We start from the raw sequence: 17,364 nt of genomic DNA, 5'->3' as shown, positions 1-17,364 counted from the left end.
GGCGTTAAAAGCTCACAGCAAAAATGACGGTAAGCCAGAAATCTTTGATTTCGTAGGCGCACCTCTGCCAAGACGACTAGAAGGGTGCGGTCGGCCGCCAAGGCGACAAAGCCTTCAGACGGCTACGGCTAGCTAACTTGAAATCAATTCTAAACTTAGCATATCTTTTTTGCACAGAGTTTAGCCCGTGTTCAATTCACAAGATACAAAGCCCGTTAAAAGGTCAAAACAAAAATCAAAAAGGCCCAGCGGACCTTTTCCCTTAACTTTGATAACTGACAGGGCTGTGCAACTAAAGCTATAAAAATAACGGTCCTGTTATTTTTATAAAAACCATTTTTACCCACAGCATAGCGGCTGCTTCCAAGGCTTAAAGTGTGATAAAACAGCCAAGTTTCCTTAGCTTGAGTCAGACTAACCTGCCTAAAACTGTCGCTCCGGATTCCTATCAGCTCAGTAAAAATTATTTTTTGCCTTTTGCCTGAGCTGCCTTTGACTGCTTAATAATATTGCGGTAGGTTTGCTGAATCTTGGCTTCATTTGGTTTTTGTCCCATCTGACTCATCATTTCACGAATAGCATCCGGGGTCAGACGAGGATGTTCGCCGATTTCTTTCTCGATTTGTTTCCGTGCAATAAAAACGCCGCCAACTAAGCCGGCTCCCAGAGCAATAATAATCAATAAAATCCAAACAAAAGTCGTCATACTGTTCTCTCCTACATTTTTTACATTCTATATTATAGCAGAAATGAAAGTGCTTTACAAATAATTGTCCCTTATCCCCAGCAGAAAAACCAGTCTTGGATCGGCACAGATAAGATAAAATTCTGAAACAATAAAAGACCAGCCGGCAGCCCTAAAGACTGGCGACCAGCTGTTTCTGCTATTTTTCGAAATTAAAGCCGTAAAGTGTGGCAAAGTAATCTTCTGGTTTTTCAGCCCGGCGGATCATCTTGGCCTGACCGTTCGTCTGATAAAGAATCTCAGCTGACCGCAGACGGCCGTTATACTGGTAGCCCATTGAAAAACCATGAGCACCGGTATCATGAATAACCAGCAAGTCTCCTACACGAACATGAGGGAGTTCACGTCCTGCGGCAAATTTATCATTGTTTTCGCAAAGCGACCCAACGACATCAACAATTTCCGGTTCTCCTTGAGGATTGGTCATATTGGTAATATGGTGATAAGAACCATACATAGCCGGACGCAGCAGATTGACAGCCGAAGCATCTACTCCTACGTAGTCACGGTATGTTTTTTTACGGTGATGTACCCTAGTTACTAACAGACCGTGCGGTGCCAGCATAAAACGTCCAAGCTCTGTGAAAATTTTAATCTGACCCAAACCAGCGGGTTGTAAGACCTCATCAAAGACCTGATGCACTTTTTGACCAATCAGAGCAATGTCATTGGCCTCTTGCTCGGGTAAATAATTGACGCCTACACCGCCTGAAAGATTGATAAAACTGAGCTCAACACCTGTTTCTTCTTTTACTTCGACTGCTAATTCAAACAGCTCCCCTGCTAAAGTCGGATAGTAGTCATTAGTGACTGTATTGGAAGCTAAAAATGCATGCAGCCCGAATTCCTTGACCCCTGCAGCTTTTAATTCTTTAAAGCCCTGCATTAGCTGCGTCTTAGTCATACCAAACTTCGATTCCTCCGGATGATCCATAATGTCAGTTCCTAAAGCAAAGACACCTCCCGGATTGTAGCGCAGAGAGATTGTTTCAGGAAGCCCCGCATTTTCTTTTAGAAAAGCGATGTCTTCATAAGCATCCAAATTGATAATAGCCCCAATCTGACGCGCGTAGCGGTATTCTTCTGCCGGCGTATTATTGGAAGAAAACATGATATCAGTAAATCCCAACTTATGGCTCATCAGCAGCTCAACTTCTGTTGCGCAGTCTACACCGCAGTTTTCTTCCTGCAAAATCTTCAAAATTGTCGGATTGGGGGTTGCTTTGACTGCAAAATACTCTTTAAAGCCTTTATTCCAGGAAAAAGCCTGATTCAAAGCACGCGCTTTTTCACGGATTCCCTTTTCATCATAAAGATGAAAGGGGGTTGGAAATTCGGCAGCAATCTTACTTAACTCTTCTTGACTGATAAAAGGGATTTTCATTCTCAACTCCGATAAATTAAGATACAAAGGCCGTTAAAAACGCAAAAGGAAAATAGGCGGTAAGTCCGAAATCTTTGATTTCGCAGACGCACCCCTGCCAGAACGACTAGAAGGGTGCGGTCGGCCGTTAGGACGACAAAGCCTTCAGACGTTTACGGCTGCCTAACTGTGAAATCAGTTCTATATTTGACCATGCTTTTTCCCGCAGCGTTTAGGCCGTGTTCAGTCTAAACTATTAGCACCATTATAGCACAAAGCACTGGCAGATGACAAAACAGTTCTTTTGCAGAAGACTCATCAATCAGGCTGCAGGCTTAATGAGCCAAAGGCTTATAATCTTTTTTGAGCAACTGCAGGATAGATTAAATGCTATCCTAGAGAAAAAGACGAGCCTTGTTAAAGATAGCTCGTCTTTTTAGAGAGACTAATTTTTTTAATTCCTTAGGAAATGAATCAATTCACTGTGTTTTTTTCAGATAAAACAGAGGAATCCCCATTCTTTCCAGCAATGACATAATCATCAGCATAATCATTGTAAAAATAGCTATCGATCCTACTGTCTGCGCTGCCGTCATACTCTACATTTGCTGACCAGGACATCTTTTGGATGATGCTGCCTGAACTTTTATGCTCAGAATCGTAGGCATAATAAAAATCATAAACAACTGTAAAATCTACAGCGTAAGTTTTCTCTCCTGTCTGAGTCACTTTTGTAACATCTATATCTGAAAAAGTAATTGATTTCGCACTGCGATTTTTAGCATTTGTCGTATTTGTTTCAATCATATTGACAACATCGCTGTACATAGAATTTTTACTGCCCCCTTTAAAAACACTCTCCAGCTTATCAGGTGCAGTATGACTGCTGGCATAGTTTGACAGCTTATAATAGGCATTTTCAAGGACACTTTTAGCTGTAGTTTTTGTCAGTATCCCATCAGCATCTAGGGTAATAGTATCACCATCATAAATGTCTTCAACAGAAATGGTATCAGATTTCACATTTGAATCGTCACCGAATGTCTTTTTGACATAAACTTTAGACGAGTTGGTAACAGCGGCATTTGAAACTTCAAGCTTCCCGTCTGACAGGGTACCAACTTTCTTACTGCCAATATATAAATCCCCATCGGATAAATTGCTTTTTACAGTAAAATTGAGATATGTAACATCTAAAGTAACAGTTTTATCACTGGATAAATTTTCTTCTGATGACACTTTTACTTCTTGACCATCCAAATTAATGGAAGCTTCGAACTGATAAGTCCCCGGATAAAGGCGGGTTAAGGTTTTTGAAAAACGGCTGCTGTCGGTTGTGGCAAACTTCTTGTTATTAACAAACAAGGTCATTCCTTTAGTATTAGAAGTCACTTTAGCTGTTATTGGAGTAACAACGACCTTCCAGTTAGGAAAAATAAGATATTTTTGTCTAATTTTACGCATGGCGCTGCCATTTAGTAAAGCTGACTCATCGTTTTCAATTTGAACAGATTTTTTATCCGTGTAGGCCAGATCGGATTTTTTAATCGCTTTTTCTGTATCTGACCAAACCTCATATGGCAAAGCCTCATCAAAATCTTTATTGACAGCTTCTAAATACCGCTTAGCCACTTCAGGACGAGAATAGTAATGCAAGCCATAAGCATAAGCAGAGATCAATGACAGTGTAATAAGGAAGCCTACTCCAACAAGAAATTTCTTACGCTTGGACATCGGTTTCTTCTGAGGAGCAGGGGTACCGTTTATGACATTGGCCAGTTCATTGACGGAACGAAGCGCAAACTTCTGGCTTTTCCCATACATAAATTCCTCTTTTGTCGGTTTGCGGCCAACCTTTGTTTCAAATGCTGCTGTCCACTGCTGAATATCAGTTTTGCCTTGATTTGGAGTTCCTGCAGCAATACTTTCATCAGCAGATTTTTCAGCTTTCGATGCTTTTTGCTTTGAAGGGTTAGTTTGATTTTCAGGAGCTCCAATTTTTTCAGAGACTTGAAGACCCGCAATTTCTTTAATATGAATCGGAGCGAATCCTGTCTCTTTCCCTTTCATAAATTCTTCAGGACTTGGCTGCCGCCCAATTACCTGTTCAAATAAGCGGACCCATTTTTCTTGACTTGCCATAATCCACCTCAATTAATAAAAGAAGATGCTTCCTATTTCTCTGATGTATCTAGCTAAAATACTAAATTCCACTATAGAGAATAAAAACATGATAACTGCGTTTACAAGGATAGCAATGAGGTATTTATAGAACATATCCATGCCGGAAACATCTTTTGATTGGGCCAGCGCAAATGTCGTTGCAAGCCCAAAAATCGTAACACTGACAGATAATACAAAAAATGAAAGCAATGAGAGTCCTATAAGGGCAAAAAAGGCTGAGGCAGCTGACAAAATAATATTGATTGAAAAGAGCCGACCGTACCATTCAAAGCTCTTTGAAAAAGTAAAGTCGGTTTCCTTATATACCAATCGTCTAGCAACAAAACCTGAGAAAATAACTGAAAAGATGTAAAGAGCTGCTGCAATCAAAATCATAAAGAAAGCTGACGGCCCGACCGGATTTGAGAAACTGCTTTCTTCACCAAAAAGGCGGCTAAAGTTATTAACATAAGAAGTACCGATCCCAACCGCACGCCTAATTATGGCAAAAACAGCAATTGTGTAAAAAAGAGTCAGCAGTCCAAAAGCCGCATAGCCATTGTACTTATTAGTCGGGACCTCCGATGTAGGAGACTTCCAAGCAGAAACCAGCCAGCCCCAGAAATCTTTAAACAAACTGTTTCCTTTACCAGCTACTGTTGAAGCCAACTGAGGGGCTGATTCATCTGATGTCTTCACCCCCAGATTTTGAGCAGTTTCCTCTCTACCTGCCTCTTCATTATTTTCAACAAATTCCCCAGCCGCAAACGCTTGTGCTATTTCCGCATCTGACGGCATACGGCCGTTGACAGCTGCAAAATAATCTACCCAATCTTCTTTTTTCATAATATCCCCTCCATAATTTTTAAAGCCATTATAACATATCAGGAAAAACCATTCAACTAAAACCGAGTATTTTTCAGAAGGCGTAATTTAAGTTTTTTCTACTCTTTAGCAAGCCAAAATAGCTGTAAATTCTGTATAATCTCAATTACAATAAAAAAACGGCTCTATAATATCTCCACAGTAGACATTATAGAGCCTAAATAAGGAAAGGGTCCCGTTCAACCGACCTGACACCTTAGGGACACCGATAAGAGCATCTTACCGGCGATTGCCAAACAGACGCAGCAGATTTAAGAAAAGGTTAATGAAGTCAAGGTAGAGACTGAGTGCCATTGACACAGCCCAGCCATCACCGACATTTCCGCCTGTCGCTTGATAGACATGTTTAATTCTTTGGTTATCATAAGCAATCAGACCTGAGAAAATTAAAACAGACACAATGCTGATGATATAGCTCATCATGCCGCTTCCGATAAAGAGGTTAATCAAGCTGGCAGCAATAATACCAATCAAACCGGCCAATAAAGCCTTAGCCATGCCGGATAGATCTCTTTTAGTTGTAACCCCAATCAAGGCCATCACAAAGAAGATAGAAGCTGATGACAGAAAGGCCTGCAAAACAGTGGTTTGCGTATAAGCCACGATAATAAAACTCAAAGTAAAGCCGTTTAAGGCCGAGTAAGTTAAAAAGAGGGGAAGAGCAGCCGGTGTATTTTTTCTGGCAGCATTGCTGGCCACCAGAACCAAAATTAACTCTGCAAAGATAGCTCCGTAATATACCCAAGGGTAATTAATCATGATAGCGATCATATTGTCGGTAAAAACATAGAGCATCAAAGCAGAAATGAGGGCGGACAAGCCGATTCCCATACCGACTAAACTGTAGATTTTAGCGAAAAATCTATTCAGTCCTGTATCTGTTTGTGTATAAATCATACTGTCATTCATATTAAAATCTCCATTTCTAATGATTGTGACTGCCTAAAAATTTTCGGCTGAAGCGGCGGCGTTTCTGCCAAACCCTCCGCAAGGGCACTGCAGCCTCTTTTATCGCCCAATACTTATCTACCATCGTTACGATATAGCCTTCTTTATAGCGCGGCGGGGCAACAGTCGCTCCCCACATATGCTTGAGAATGATATCCTCTTCTTTTTTATTGAGCTGTGTCAGTTTTCTGGCATTTTTTACAGCAATACGCGGATGAACCCAAGCATGGCTTTTATTAAATTTAGTAACCCGCCAGTCATAATAAAAAAAGTCATGCAAAAGAGCTCCTCTGGCTGTACTTTTTTTATCCCAGCCCAATTTTCTGGCAATACGAAAACTGGTATAACTGACATTAATGGAATGTTCCAGCCGAGTTGAATGCTGATGCTGGACAATACCGTCAAGTCTTTGAAAACGCGGATGTCTGATAAGATGACCAACATGGTTCATGAACTCTTGGTCTTGCTCATAATTCCTCATATCCAATTACCTCTAGCTCTATTATAGCACACTCACTTAAATTAAGCTGAAAATAACAATACCGGCAGCAACAGCAACATTTAAACTTTCTGTTTGTCCAGGCATGGGAATATGAACCAAGCGATTGGCTCTTTGTGCCAACTCATCGGAAATCCCCTGACCTTCATTGCCCATTATGAGGGCAAAATGATCTGTTTTAGGGAGCTCCCTGTAATCAACAGCTCCCTGCTTCAGACTGGTCGCAAGCACAGGGACAGACAGCTTTTGCAGCAGAAGGCTGGTCTCCAGTAAATTTGTCCGGTAAACCGGCAGATAAAAATGGCTCCCCTGCATGGCTCTTAATGTCTTTTGATTGTAGATATCAGCAGATTTTTCAGAGACAAAAACAGCAGAAAAATCTGCAGCGGCAGCCGTCCGAACCATAGTTCCAAGATTGCCAGGATCCTGTATATCTTCCAGCAGCAGGAAGCGCCCTGCAGTCATCTCAGAGAGTTTCGGAACAGGCGGCATAGCTACCTCTGCTACAATTCCTTGCGGAGCCGGAGATTCCGATAAAGTCTTTAAGACATCTTCGGTTACCAGCTTAACCTGTTTGAGGTGACGCACTTTCTCAGCCTGTTCGCTGACAACAAAAATGTTGAGAAAAACAGCCCCTGTTTTTTCTGCCTCAGCAAAAAGATGCCAGCCTTCTATCAAATAAGAATGGCTGCGATATTTTTTTTGCAGCAGTTTTTTTGTCTTTTTGATGAGATTATTTGCTTTTGAGGTTATAATAGTCATATAAACATTATAACAAAAAACTGAGCGAAGCCCTAAATACTGCGGAAATGAAATTACCCAGCAGATGATTTTAGTCCGAATGTGGAAACTAGAGAGTGAGGGAAGCTTATAAACTGAGGTTCTTTACCGCTCCTTGCCAGCCCTAGTTTGTCATCTTAGTTAAGGGGTGCGCCTGCGAAATCAAAGATTTCTGGCTTACCGCCATTTTTGCTTTGCTCTTTTTACGGGTTTGTATCTTGGTGAAACTGAACACGCCCTAAAATCCTAGTGAAAAAGATGACATCCGTCGCGATGAGAGTCATCGCTCGGCTGTCCCTATTTTCATACGGATTTCTTAACGGGCTTTGTTTCTTGGTTTAGAAGGGAGTTTTGGTATGAAAAAAGTACGTTTGCTGGTTTCCGGTCGCGTTCAAGGGGTGGGTTTTCGTTATTCAACTTATGCTTTAGCACTTGAAATCGGAGACATTTACGGCCGGGTATGGAATAATGATGACGGCACAGTTGAAATTTTAGCCCAGTCAGACGATTCCGGCAAAATGGCTAAATTTATTCAGGAAATACGTAAGGGACCGTCCCAATGGGCCAAAGTCACTTATGTTGATGTCTCAGTTGGACAGTTTTCGAACTATACAGATTTTCGTATGGCTAATTAAAAATCCGTCCGCAGAACTATTGAGAATTTGGAGAAAAAAAAGTAAAATAGATGGGTATATTAAATTTTAAAGGAATAAAAAGGTGAAAAAGAATTTAAAGCGTATCTTACTATCAGGGATAGGGGCAGCAATGCTTCTGCTGCTTTCAGGCTGTGTCGGACGGGACGCAAACGGTAATCCTAGCGGCATTATTTGGGATTTTTTGGGCCGGCCGATGACCACAGCAATTGATTATTTTGCTAATAATATGGGGCTGGGGTATGGCTTAGGAATCATCTTGGTGACCATCATTGTCCGAACTGTTATTCTGCCGCTTAACCTGCAGCAGTCGAAAAAAGCCAGCTACCAGTCGGAAAAAACAGCTTATCTTAAACCTATTTTTGAGCCAATTAATGAACGCATTAAAAATGCAAAAACCCAAGAAGAAAAATTGGCTGCTCAGTCCGAACTCATGGCTGCACAGCGTGAAAATGGCGTTAGTGTGCTGGGGGGCATCGGCTGTCTTCCGCTGCTTATCCAAATGCCCTTTATTTCGGCTCTTTACTTTGCTGCACGAGAGGTCCCAAACAGCAATTTTCTCGGGATTAATCTGGCAGAACGCAGTCTTGTTTTGACAGCCATCATTGCTGTTCTTTATCTCTTACAGTCTTGGCTGTCGCTGCAGTCTGTCGCAGAAGAGCAGAAAGCTCAGATGCGGACTACCATGTATATGATGCCTTTGATGATGGTCATGATGTCCATTTCTCTTCCGGCAAGTGTTGCTCTATACTGGTTTGTCGGAGGGATTTTCAGTATTGCTCAGCAATTAATCACTACTTATCTGATTCGGCCTAAACTCCGGGAGCAAGTCGAAAAAGAATTTAAAGAGAACCCACCTAAAGCCGTTAAATCAACAAATCGTCCTAAAGATGTTACCCCTGCATCAGCCGGCAAACCACAGACAGCTATCGCAGGCAATAGAAACAAACGCAATGCCGGCAAACAAAAAAGAAGACACTAATTCTTAAAAGAGTTAACAGACTGAGCTAGCTCCCACCTTTTGGGAAGTTAGCTCAGCTGTTTTATTTTAATTTAAGCTAATTAAAAAAACCGGTGAAAGCCAGTTGCTCTGCTTTCACCGGTTTTTATCCATTTTTTAGTCACCTAAAAACAAGATACGCTAGCCTACAGAAACAATTGAAAGACCAAATTCACCCCACCGTCCTGACAGAGGGACGTCTGCGAAATCATAGATTTCTGGCTTACCGCCATTTTTGCTTTGCTCTTTTAACGGGCTTGGTATCTTGGTGTAATTGAACACGCCCTAAGAGCTGTGCAGTGAAATCATCCAGTGGATGATTTCAGCCCGAACCTAGAAAAGGGAGAGTGAGGGGATTGGAAATCTGTATCGTTACCTAGTTACCGCTAGCCGTAGCCGTCTGAAGGCAGACAAAAATCCTAGCCTCCCCAATCATTGCTTGTAGTATAAACAGGACGCAGTAGCCTAGCGGCATTTTAGCCGCTTTTTCAAAGCTTTAAAATGTCTGCTAGGCTTTGCGGGGGCGAGACATCGAACTTTACGGTCTGGGGTTCTGTCTCGCTCCCTAGTCGTCTTGGCAGAGGTGCGCCTACGAAATCAAAGATTTCTGGCTTACCGTCATTTTTGCTGTGCTCTTTTAACGGGCTTTGTATCTTGGTTTAATTGAACACGCCCTAAGAGCTGTGCAAAAAAGATAGCCCTCCCTTGAGTCTTTAATGACTCGGCGTTCAGGCTCCTATTTTTGCTGTGCTCTTTTAACGGGCTTTGTATCTTGGTTTAAGCTGTTTTTTCAACGCTGATGATTTCAACATCATAACTTCCAGCAGGGGTTTCAATCGTTACCTTATCGCCTTTTTTCCTCCCAATAAGAGCTTGTGCGATCGGGCTTTCATTTGAAATTTTACCGGAAAAAACATCTGCTCCAGCTGCGCCGACAATGGAATAGGTATCTTTATCGCTCGTCCCGATTTCTTGGACAATAACAGTCTTTCCGATAGCAACCTCATCTTTAGCGACGGCATCGCTGTCAATAATTTCTGCGTAGCGAATCTTGGTTTCCAGTGTTGAAATTTGACCTTCGACAAAAGCCTGTTCATCTTTAGCTGCATCGTATTCACTGTTTTCCGAAAGATCGCCATAAGAACGCGCAACTTTAATCCGTTCAACAACCTCCGGACGGCGGACCAGTTTTAATTCTTCAAGTTCCTGTTCAAGCTGTTCTTTTTCAGCAAGTGTCATAGGATAAGTTTTTTCTGCCATTTTTTAATCTCTTTTCTATTTTTTTTGCCAAAGTCAAACATGATGCGTTACCACACCATGTTTGCTTTTAATTATCGGATGAAGAGGAAGAGGATGAGTCATCCAGCTTACTGTTAATATACTTTTCAACATTGGCTTCATGCTCTTCAAAATTTTCAGCAAAGTAGACTTCACCAGTTGTGACGTCTGCTACAAAATACAGATATTTGGTATCTGCCGGATTGACAGTCGCTTCGATTGCTGAAAGGCTCGGGCTGTCTACCGGTCCGGGCATTAAGCCGGTATTAGTATAATCATTATACGGGGAATCCACCTTTGTGTCAATAGTTGCATCGTCTTTTAAAGAGGTTTTTTCACCTAAGGTTCCTAAAGCGTACTGAACGGCGATATTACTCTGCAAGGCCATATCAGCCTCTAGCCGGTTATAGAATACACTGGCAATATTTCGCCGGTCTTCATCTGTAGCACCTTCTTTTTCAACCAGTGAGGCCAGTGTAAGCACCTCATTGACTGTCATGCCTTTTGCTTCGATTGCTGAATAATAGTCAGACATATAAGCGTTAGTTGTGGCAATCATCTCTTCAACAAGTTCTTCCAGCGTGGTCTCGTCGTAATAATTATAGGTTGCAGGAAACAGATAGCCTTCCAGCTGATAAACTGCTTTATCAGCACTTGGAAGATTTGCAAGAAGCTCAGGATATTTCTCAGTCATCCGTGAGATAAACTTCTCGTCTTTAACAAGGGCTAAGAAATCATCTTTCTTAAAAGGTGTGCTCTTCTTTTCTCCTGCCGTATTCTTTGTTACTGCTGTTGCAATCTGCTCAATAGTGTAACCTTCCGTTACCAGAATTTTACCCAGCGCCGGTTCCTGCGGTTCAGCCGTTCCGCTTTCCTGCAGAATTTGCGAGATTTCATCTAAATCCATGCTTTTTTGCAGATTATAATAGCCGCTCTGAAAATTGCTGTAATTTTTGAACTTAGTGTAGTAATTAAAGATTGTCGCGTTTTTAATTAAACCAGCATTTTCCAAAATTTGGCCGATATATTTATTGCCGGAGCCCTCAGGGATTTCCACAGTCACATATTCCGTTGACTTTTTATCCACAGGGGCAATCCCGTCGGCAACATAGCGATAGGCAAAAAAGATAAAGGCTGCTAAAAGCAAAACAATGGCCAAAATAAGAACACGCGCAATCCGTTTAGCCAGCTTATCCGTTTTCTGCCGCCGTCTTCTGCCTGCGGTCTTCCTCTGTTTGCCAGTACGTTTATTCTTTGGGGTAGCTGATTCGGGCTGCTCATCATTGTCCAAATCTGCTTTGGCATCACCTACAGACAGTTTTTCGGAAGTTGCGGTATCGGCATCCGAAAGTTGCCCGGTAGATTCTGAGGCCTGTAGAGAATGATTATTAAAAGATATATCGTCTGCAGTCGGCTGCTGATTGGCAGCCTCTTTCAGAGAAGCTTCTCTTTTTTCTTTTGCAGAAAAGAGGGGCCCCTGCACAGTCCTGTCAGTACTTTCTGAAGGGACAGAGTCCTTTTCAGCTGCTTCCTTTTGAGCTAAAGCTTCTTCCTGCTGCTTTCTGAGTTGATTGGCCTCTTCTAATTCAGCAAGAAGCTTTTCTTTAAAATGTTTTAAATCTTGGCTGTCTTGCTTGTCATCCTTAAAATCGGTCAAAGCACATCCTCCTCTTCTTAATCAAACGCCATTATAACCTAAAAGCGGGATAAAAGCAACCGGATACTTTTTTGTCATCGATTCTTAATAAAAGCCTTGCTTCAGTTTTGTGACCCTTCCCAAACCAAATTGTACCAAACAGAACCGCCGTGCTGCGAAGCGGATTCTCCCTCATCGGTAAAGCCATTCATCTCATAGTAGGAGATTAAGTGACTGTGACAGGTCAGCGTAATTCCCAAGCGCTTATGGGCAACGGCTAAATCTTTCAAAGCAGCCAGCAAAGCGGTTCCAACTCCCTGCCTCTGGAAATCAGAGGCCACAGACAGACTTGTCACTGCTATAAAACCGCCTTGAAGAGGGTTGGGCTTTACTTTATGAAAAAGGTCATCCGTCAAGTAACGCTGCTCAATCACCGGACCTTCAATATAGCCAGCGATCTTTCCGGCAATTTCTGCAATAAGAAAGGTATCCTTAATACAGCTGAACCGTTCTTTAATCGTTTGAAAATCAGCAGCCTCCTCAGGTGAGAAATTCTCCTGCTCAATACGAACGATATCAGCCAAATCTTCTTCCTTTACCTGCCTAATCAATAACATCACATTCCTCCAACAAGATACAAAGCCCGTTTAAAAATCCGTATGAAAATAGGGACAGCTGAGCGATGACTCGCATCGCGACGGATGTCATCTTTTTCACTAGGATTTTAGGGCGTGTTCAGTTCATTAAGATACAAAGCCCGTTAAAAGAGCAAAGCAAAAATGACGGTAAGCCAGAAATCTTTGATTTCGTAGGCGCACCTCTGCCAAGACGACTAGAAGGGTGCGGTCGGCCGCCAAGGCGACAAAGCCTTCAGACGGCTACGGCTAGCGGTAACTAGGTAACGATACAGATTTCCAATCCCCTCACTCTCCCTTTTCTAGGTTCGGGCTGAAATCATCCACTGGATGATTTCACTGCACAGCTCTTAGGGCGTGTTCAGTTCACAAAATACAAAGCCTCTGCTTTCATTAATATAAGCATTAAAGCAATTATTTCTGCTCCTTTTTACGTCCACTGCGGTACCAATTTTCATCCGCAATTTGCAGGTAGTCTTTATACTGTTTAGAGTATTTCATCATATAGAAACCTTGAAAAAGGCAGAAATCACTCATTTTTCGAAAGCTATAGGCGAAAACAACCATTGTAACAGTTAGGCCTAAACCTAGGAGATAGCGCTGTACCATTTAGCATTAAAATCACTGGTCAGCCCCTTAAATACCGTTTGACTCAAAATTAAAAGAATAAAGCTAGTCCCTATCGTTATTCCCAAGATTAATTTTGTATAAAAACTGTCCCTATTATTAGCTTCACCATATAGTTGTGCTTTGGTTCGTAAATAGCCTTGATAGAAGATTAAAGCTATTAAAAGAAAACCAACCAATACTTGCAGAAGCAAACCTGATATGCCAAATCGATTGAAAGCCAGCATGCCAGTGATATAAATGAAGGGTACCGTTGCAGTATAAATCATGCTTCCTAAAAAAGGAAAACCAGAAAAAATTTGTCTGGAAATATCACGTTTTGGAATCAGGATAGAAAAACAGGCCGATAGAAGCATTATCACAAATACAATAATATTTGGAATTAACATTGCCTGACCGATATTTCCTATCATGATAATCGCTTCTGAAGATAAGTGACGAACACTTCCAGTCTCAGCAGCCGATCTTAAACCAAAAGGCATGGCAAATAACAGGCCCAGCATGGCTGAGAATAAGAGCGTTCCCGCTATAAAAAAAGCAAACAAGCGGCGGGGTAATGAACGGTTCATTGAGGTGTCGTTTTTCAGAGTATTAGATAGCTTTTTAAAGTTAATAATCCGCTTACTTTCTTCAAAATCAGCTCCAAATATAGATTTCCCCATGTTATATATTCCTCTCTAAAAACCGAAAGCTGATTTGACATTGTTCCAGCCCTTTGACATAGTATCTCCGACGGCTTCTCCTGCCTTTCTGCACCTTATCAGCTATTCATGAAATTCCCATACCAGCCGTAACACTACACTGATAGCCTAGCAGCTAAAGCCAATCCTCATCTGGATGCTTTCTGATATAAATCGCTGCATAAACGGCATCTACAATAACTGCTGTCAAAGCAGAGGTCATCAAAACTCCCAAGAAAAGGCCAAAGGCATTTTGGAGATAGCCTGTCAGCAGGGATGGGATAAACATCACCGCTCCAAAGGCAATCCAAAAATTATTAGCAAAAGCCCTCTTTTTATCTTTAGTGCCTCTTTGATTAAACTGCCACACTTTGCCTTGATTTTTAGGCAGATAATACCAAGCGTATAGACCGCAGAAAACAAGAAAGAGGAGTAAAATAGGAATAACATAAAATAAAGTTAAGGGAGACTCGTAAATTCTCTTTGCATCAATAGTACTACCATTTGAATCGGATACGAACATCATCAGACCAATAAAGTCCAGCCACATCAGCATGGTCCAAGTAACTAAAGCAGTCAAAACATAGGCTAAAGACTTAAACCGATTAACAAGAGCATGGAAAAAGGAAAAGAGAATACTCACCACATTAACAATAATGCAAACTAAGAAAGGACCCTTAATGAATCCTAAAGTATCACCTTGTCCCCACCCGAAGAAAAAAAAGGAGGGAAAAAGGTAAGCTAATCCAAGGGTAGATTTTGAGGTACCCTAGACTGACACCATTTGTAAGCAAGGGGCCGTGGTAGCGTTCTCTAGGACTTACTGCTCTTTGTTTTCTCTTTTTCATCAGCTAAACCACCCCGCTACTTCTTTAAATCCGCTGCCAATGGCATTTGTGGCGCTTTTCAAACCATCTTTGGCTGCCTCTGTTACTGATTTACCTAAGCCAGGTATTTTCTGATCCATAAGCCATGAAATTCCCATACCAGCCGCAGAACTACACTGGAAACCCAACCAGTTAAGGAGAAACCTCCTCTAGGTGTTTTCTTACATAAACAGTTGAGAGTGTTCCTGTTATCAAAACTCCTAGAAAGACTCCAAAAACATTTTCAAGAGTACCTGTTAGTAATGACGAGAGGAACATAACCGCACCAAAAGCGGCGTAAGTGAAAGAAAGAGTTAAGAGAAATCTTCAATCTTATGATTCATCGGTATCCTCGTAATATTCCTTTTTTGCCTTAAAGCGATAGCGTATATCCGGACTATAGCTGCCAACACTGATACAAAGCATAAAGCAGAGCATAAAAAATGCCGAAAGCAGGAAAAACCAGTTGTTAGAATAGAAAGCAACGGCCCCAATGAACAATGTCAACAGCCACAGCATCACATGAGCAAAAGTTCTCTTTATTAAAACCATGCTGACAGCTTGAGGACATATCCTGCCAGAACTAATTTTCCTGCCTTTAAGCGGCAGAAAGGCTGTTAATCTCTTTTGACTAAAATGGTGAAAAAGCCAGACAGCGGCAAAAGCAGATAAGGCTAAGAAACCAATGATAAAGATAGTAGCATAGTGGGAAAAACCCGTTCCCAGCTGCTCTATGATTCCACTTCGCCTAAGCAGTGCACTGGATACAACGGCTAAGCCACCGGTAAGAGAAGCTGGGATGGCAACACCTGTACCTTTTGACTGTGCTGACTGAACAAGCCTAAGATACTCCTCTTCACTGATAGAATAAAATTTTTGTTTAAAAAGCCAGCTGAACGGAAAGAAAAAATAGGGGATAACATACCTAGGTTTTCTGTCTAAAAGATAATAATTGCCATCTGCCCTAAAAGTCAAGTAACGAAAATTCACATAGACCAGTTCAATATTTTCTGCCATTCTTTCTCCTAATTATTCCTTAAACGACTATAGCGAGGAAGACTGGATAGCCGTTTATCTGACCATTCTTCCTCAAAATCTGCGTTTTATAAAGCGGAGGCTGGGACAAAAGTCCGTCCTCGTTTCACTTTTTTAGACAGATAAGTTTGATGCAGTGATTGATCAGTAAGCCACTCAATTGGATTATCGGATAAGAATATATCGGTTGAGATATTCTATTTGTTGCATCATCCATCTCCTGACCCCTTAAGAATTGTGAAACAGTCCACTAAGTCCTGCATTTTTATTTTAAGACTTTTTACTGCCTTCTATCATCTTTGTCCCCCGTTCTTGGACGGGCGGTATCTGCTTTACTGGTGTCCACATGCGGCACATCAGAGCCTGAACGGTTTGAGGAAGAAGAGGACTGACTGCGGCCAGCAGAAGATGGGGCTTTATCAGTACCTACCCTTGATTCTACACTATTATTCGATAAATCGCTATTCTTAGAGTTGGATTTTGACGTTCTGCTGCTGGTGGCAGAAGCAGAATCCCCAGCTTTATTTTTAGGAAGCTCTGCATCGAGGTCTGAGGGTTTTGTCCTCGAACTGCTTGAAGCATCAAAGGCTGCTGTTCTGTTGGTGCTGCCGCCGGAAACATCAGAAGTCACTGACTTGTTAGCGCTATGACTCTGAACCGCATTAGCGACACTTCTAGCCGCGAAATTCATCCCACGCCCTAAAGCAAAACCGCCTAGAGCTCTCAGAGGATCATCCTGCATATTATAGAGGGTGCTGCCAACATCCCACACATCGTCTGCGGCATTAACCCCCCGATTGATCGTCTGATAGGTCGCCGAAGCAGTTTTCCCGGTATTCAGCAGGGCCTTGCCATAAGCAGCTAAGCCGCCAGTAGCCGCTGTTACAGCGGCATCAACCCCTGCCATAATCCGGTCATCTGTATCCAGAACATCTCCTGTAATCATCTCACTAACACGACCTAGTTCCCTTGCCATAGGAATTATGCCATTACTTAAAAAACGAGAACAAGTTTTGTTCTCGCTAGAGCTTAGGTTTTGTTCCCACTACAGTTGACAAAGGGCCTAAAACAAAAGGCAGTCTCTTCCTGATAGGAATAAAGGGACTGCCTGAGACAAACACTTTTAATTATTTTTGAGTCTTAACAAATACAGAGTTAGTTGCTAAAAATCAATGATACTAGCCGCAGCCCCTTTAAAATGGTTACTGATGATTTTGGCTTATTTGTCGCCCCTTTTCCAGTAAGTCGGCAAATTCTTCCTCTGAGAAATACTGCTTTTTACTGTCTGTATCAATCAGCAGGAACTCTGGATGTTCCCTCAGAAACTGGCGATTAGACTCTTCTTGGGTCAGCGGCGGCTCCCACATACCAGTTTCTGCATAATACAACAATTCTTTTCCCGTATGTTCGCCTGACAGGTAACTGTCAACGGCCGCTTTTGAGATTTCCCTCTCAGCTTCAGGCTGACTGACATTAAATGTTGGATATTTCAAAATATAGTTTTCCCCATCCTGAAAAATTTCGAGGAGATCTTCTTTACTAAAATAAATAGATTCCATGCTAATCCTTTC

The 17,364-nt window shown here is 41.9% G+C and carries 16 protein-coding genes and 1 pseudogene; 2 read left to right on the top strand and 15 right to left on the bottom strand.

The window, feature by feature from the left end; all coding sequences use genetic code 11:
- Positions 1 to 463: 463 nt before the first annotated feature.
- The 7 genes from AB3329_RS00195 to AB3329_RS00165 form a co-directional block, all read right to left on the bottom strand.
- The gene (locus AB3329_RS00195; RefSeq protein WP_067059892.1) at positions 464 to 706 is read right to left on the bottom strand and encodes a YneF family protein; all 243 of its coding nucleotides are present in this window, start codon (positions 704 to 706) and stop codon (positions 464 to 466) included.
- A 178-nt stretch (positions 707 to 884) separates the two neighbouring features.
- A complete protein-coding gene (locus tag AB3329_RS00190) occupies positions 885 to 2,129 on the bottom strand; it encodes a diaminopimelate decarboxylase (RefSeq protein ID WP_368393724.1) in 1,245 nt (414 codons plus the stop codon).
- A 453-nt stretch (positions 2,130 to 2,582) separates the two neighbouring features.
- On the bottom strand, positions 2,583 to 4,250 hold the full coding sequence (locus AB3329_RS00185; RefSeq protein WP_368393723.1) for a zinc ribbon domain-containing protein: 1,668 nt from the start codon (positions 4,248 to 4,250) through the stop codon (positions 2,583 to 2,585).
- Between the two features lie 12 nt (positions 4,251 to 4,262).
- Entirely contained in the window at positions 4,263 to 5,117 is an 855-nt protein-coding gene (locus tag AB3329_RS00180; RefSeq protein ID WP_368393722.1) for a DUF6574 domain-containing protein, read from the bottom strand.
- A 258-nt stretch (positions 5,118 to 5,375) separates the two neighbouring features.
- Positions 5,376 to 6,065 (bottom strand): Bax inhibitor-1/YccA family protein, encoded by a 690-nt coding sequence (locus AB3329_RS00175; protein ID WP_368393721.1) that lies wholly within the window; start codon positions 6,063 to 6,065, stop codon positions 5,376 to 5,378.
- Positions 6,066 to 6,081: 16 nt separating this feature from the next.
- A complete protein-coding gene (locus AB3329_RS00170) occupies positions 6,082 to 6,585 on the bottom strand; it encodes an HD domain-containing protein (RefSeq protein ID WP_368393720.1) in 504 nt (167 codons plus the stop codon).
- A gap of 36 nt (positions 6,586 to 6,621) precedes the next feature.
- On the bottom strand, positions 6,622 to 7,365 hold the full coding sequence (locus AB3329_RS00165) for a TrmH family RNA methyltransferase (RefSeq protein ID WP_368393719.1): 744 nt from the start codon (positions 7,363 to 7,365) through the stop codon (positions 6,622 to 6,624).
- 374 nt (positions 7,366 to 7,739) lie between these two features.
- On the opposite strand from AB3329_RS00165, the gene AB3329_RS00160 reads away from it, so the two are divergent.
- Both AB3329_RS00160 and yidC read left to right on the top strand, forming a co-directional pair.
- Positions 7,740 to 8,018, top strand: a complete 279-nt coding sequence (locus AB3329_RS00160) for an acylphosphatase (protein ID WP_368393718.1) — start codon at positions 7,740 to 7,742, stop codon at positions 8,016 to 8,018.
- 82 nt (positions 8,019 to 8,100) lie between these two features.
- Positions 8,101 to 9,018, top strand: a complete 918-nt coding sequence (gene yidC / locus AB3329_RS00155; RefSeq protein WP_368393717.1) for a membrane protein insertase YidC — start codon at positions 8,101 to 8,103, stop codon at positions 9,016 to 9,018.
- Positions 9,019 to 9,813: 795 nt separating this feature from the next.
- Here the strand turns inward: yidC and greA are convergent.
- From greA to AB3329_RS00115, 8 genes and pseudogenes are all read right to left on the bottom strand, one after another.
- Positions 9,814 to 10,296: a transcription elongation factor GreA gene (gene greA / locus AB3329_RS00150; RefSeq protein ID WP_067059875.1), complete on the bottom strand. Its 483-nt coding sequence runs from the start codon at positions 10,294 to 10,296 to the stop codon at positions 9,814 to 9,816.
- A 67-nt stretch (positions 10,297 to 10,363) separates the two neighbouring features.
- Positions 10,364 to 11,971, bottom strand: coding sequence for an endolytic transglycosylase MltG (mltG, locus tag AB3329_RS00145; RefSeq protein WP_368393716.1), 1,608 nt, complete (start codon positions 11,969 to 11,971; stop codon positions 10,364 to 10,366).
- Positions 11,972 to 12,072: 101 nt separating this feature from the next.
- Complete coding sequence (locus AB3329_RS00140; RefSeq protein ID WP_368393715.1) at positions 12,073 to 12,567, bottom strand: GNAT family N-acetyltransferase; 495 nt, start codon at positions 12,565 to 12,567, stop codon at positions 12,073 to 12,075.
- Positions 12,568 to 13,172: 605 nt separating this feature from the next.
- Entirely contained in the window at positions 13,173 to 13,874 is a 702-nt protein-coding gene (locus AB3329_RS00135) for a hypothetical protein (RefSeq protein ID WP_368393714.1), read from the bottom strand.
- A 154-nt stretch (positions 13,875 to 14,028) separates the two neighbouring features.
- Positions 14,029 to 14,740: pseudogene (locus AB3329_RS00130) on the bottom strand (hypothetical protein).
- 351 nt (positions 14,741 to 15,091) lie between these two features.
- Complete coding sequence (locus AB3329_RS00125) at positions 15,092 to 15,775, bottom strand: DUF443 family protein (RefSeq protein ID WP_368393713.1); 684 nt, start codon at positions 15,773 to 15,775, stop codon at positions 15,092 to 15,094.
- A 298-nt stretch (positions 15,776 to 16,073) separates the two neighbouring features.
- Positions 16,074 to 16,769, bottom strand: a complete 696-nt coding sequence (locus tag AB3329_RS00120) for a hypothetical protein (RefSeq protein WP_368393712.1) — start codon at positions 16,767 to 16,769, stop codon at positions 16,074 to 16,076.
- Between the two features lie 226 nt (positions 16,770 to 16,995).
- Positions 16,996 to 17,352, bottom strand: coding sequence for a hypothetical protein (locus tag AB3329_RS00115; RefSeq protein WP_368393711.1), 357 nt, complete (start codon positions 17,350 to 17,352; stop codon positions 16,996 to 16,998).
- Positions 17,353 to 17,364: the final 12 nt, after the last annotated feature.

The organism is Streptococcus huangxiaojuni (assembly GCF_040930515.1).
GTDB lineage: Bacteria > Bacillota > Bacilli > Lactobacillales > Streptococcaceae > Streptococcus > Streptococcus huangxiaojuni.
Note: the sequence above shows the minus strand (reverse complement) of the source record. Positions and strands in the feature narration are given on the sequence as shown.

Excerpts from the sequence above, each read along its gene's own strand:
- AB3329_RS00160 (WP_368393718.1), top strand. The coding sequence starts at position 7,740 with ATGAAAAAAGTACGTTTGCTGGTTTCCGGTCGCGTTCAAGGGGTGGGT.
- AB3329_RS00185 (WP_368393723.1), bottom strand. The coding sequence starts at position 4,250 with ATGGCAAGTCAAGAAAAATGGGTCCGCTTATTTGAACAGGTAATTGGG.
- AB3329_RS00175 (WP_368393721.1), bottom strand. The coding sequence starts at position 6,065 with ATGAATGACAGTATGATTTATACACAAACAGATACAGGACTGAATAGA.
- AB3329_RS00190 (WP_368393724.1), bottom strand. The coding sequence starts at position 2,129 with ATGAAAATCCCTTTTATCAGTCAAGAAGAGTTAAGTAAGATTGCTGCC.
- AB3329_RS00115 (WP_368393711.1), bottom strand. The coding sequence starts at position 17,352 with ATGGAATCTATTTATTTTAGTAAAGAAGATCTCCTCGAAATTTTTCAG.
- greA (WP_067059875.1), bottom strand. The coding sequence starts at position 10,296 with ATGGCAGAAAAAACTTATCCTATGACACTTGCTGAAAAAGAACAGCTT.
- AB3329_RS00195 (WP_067059892.1), bottom strand. The coding sequence starts at position 706 with ATGACGACTTTTGTTTGGATTTTATTGATTATTATTGCTCTGGGAGCC.
- AB3329_RS00140 (WP_368393715.1), bottom strand. The coding sequence starts at position 12,567 with ATGTTATTGATTAGGCAGGTAAAGGAAGAAGATTTGGCTGATATCGTT.
- AB3329_RS00165 (WP_368393719.1), bottom strand. The coding sequence starts at position 7,365 with ATGACTATTATAACCTCAAAAGCAAATAATCTCATCAAAAAGACAAAA.
- AB3329_RS00180 (WP_368393722.1), bottom strand. The coding sequence starts at position 5,117 with ATGAAAAAAGAAGATTGGGTAGATTATTTTGCAGCTGTCAACGGCCGT.
- AB3329_RS00120 (WP_368393712.1), bottom strand. The coding sequence starts at position 16,769 with ATGGCAAGGGAACTAGGTCGTGTTAGTGAGATGATTACAGGAGATGTT.
- AB3329_RS00170 (WP_368393720.1), bottom strand. The coding sequence starts at position 6,585 with ATGAGGAATTATGAGCAAGACCAAGAGTTCATGAACCATGTTGGTCAT.
- AB3329_RS00125 (WP_368393713.1), bottom strand. The coding sequence starts at position 15,775 with ATGGCAGAAAATATTGAACTGGTCTATGTGAATTTTCGTTACTTGACT.
- AB3329_RS00135 (WP_368393714.1), bottom strand. The coding sequence starts at position 13,874 with ATGGGGAAATCTATATTTGGAGCTGATTTTGAAGAAAGTAAGCGGATT.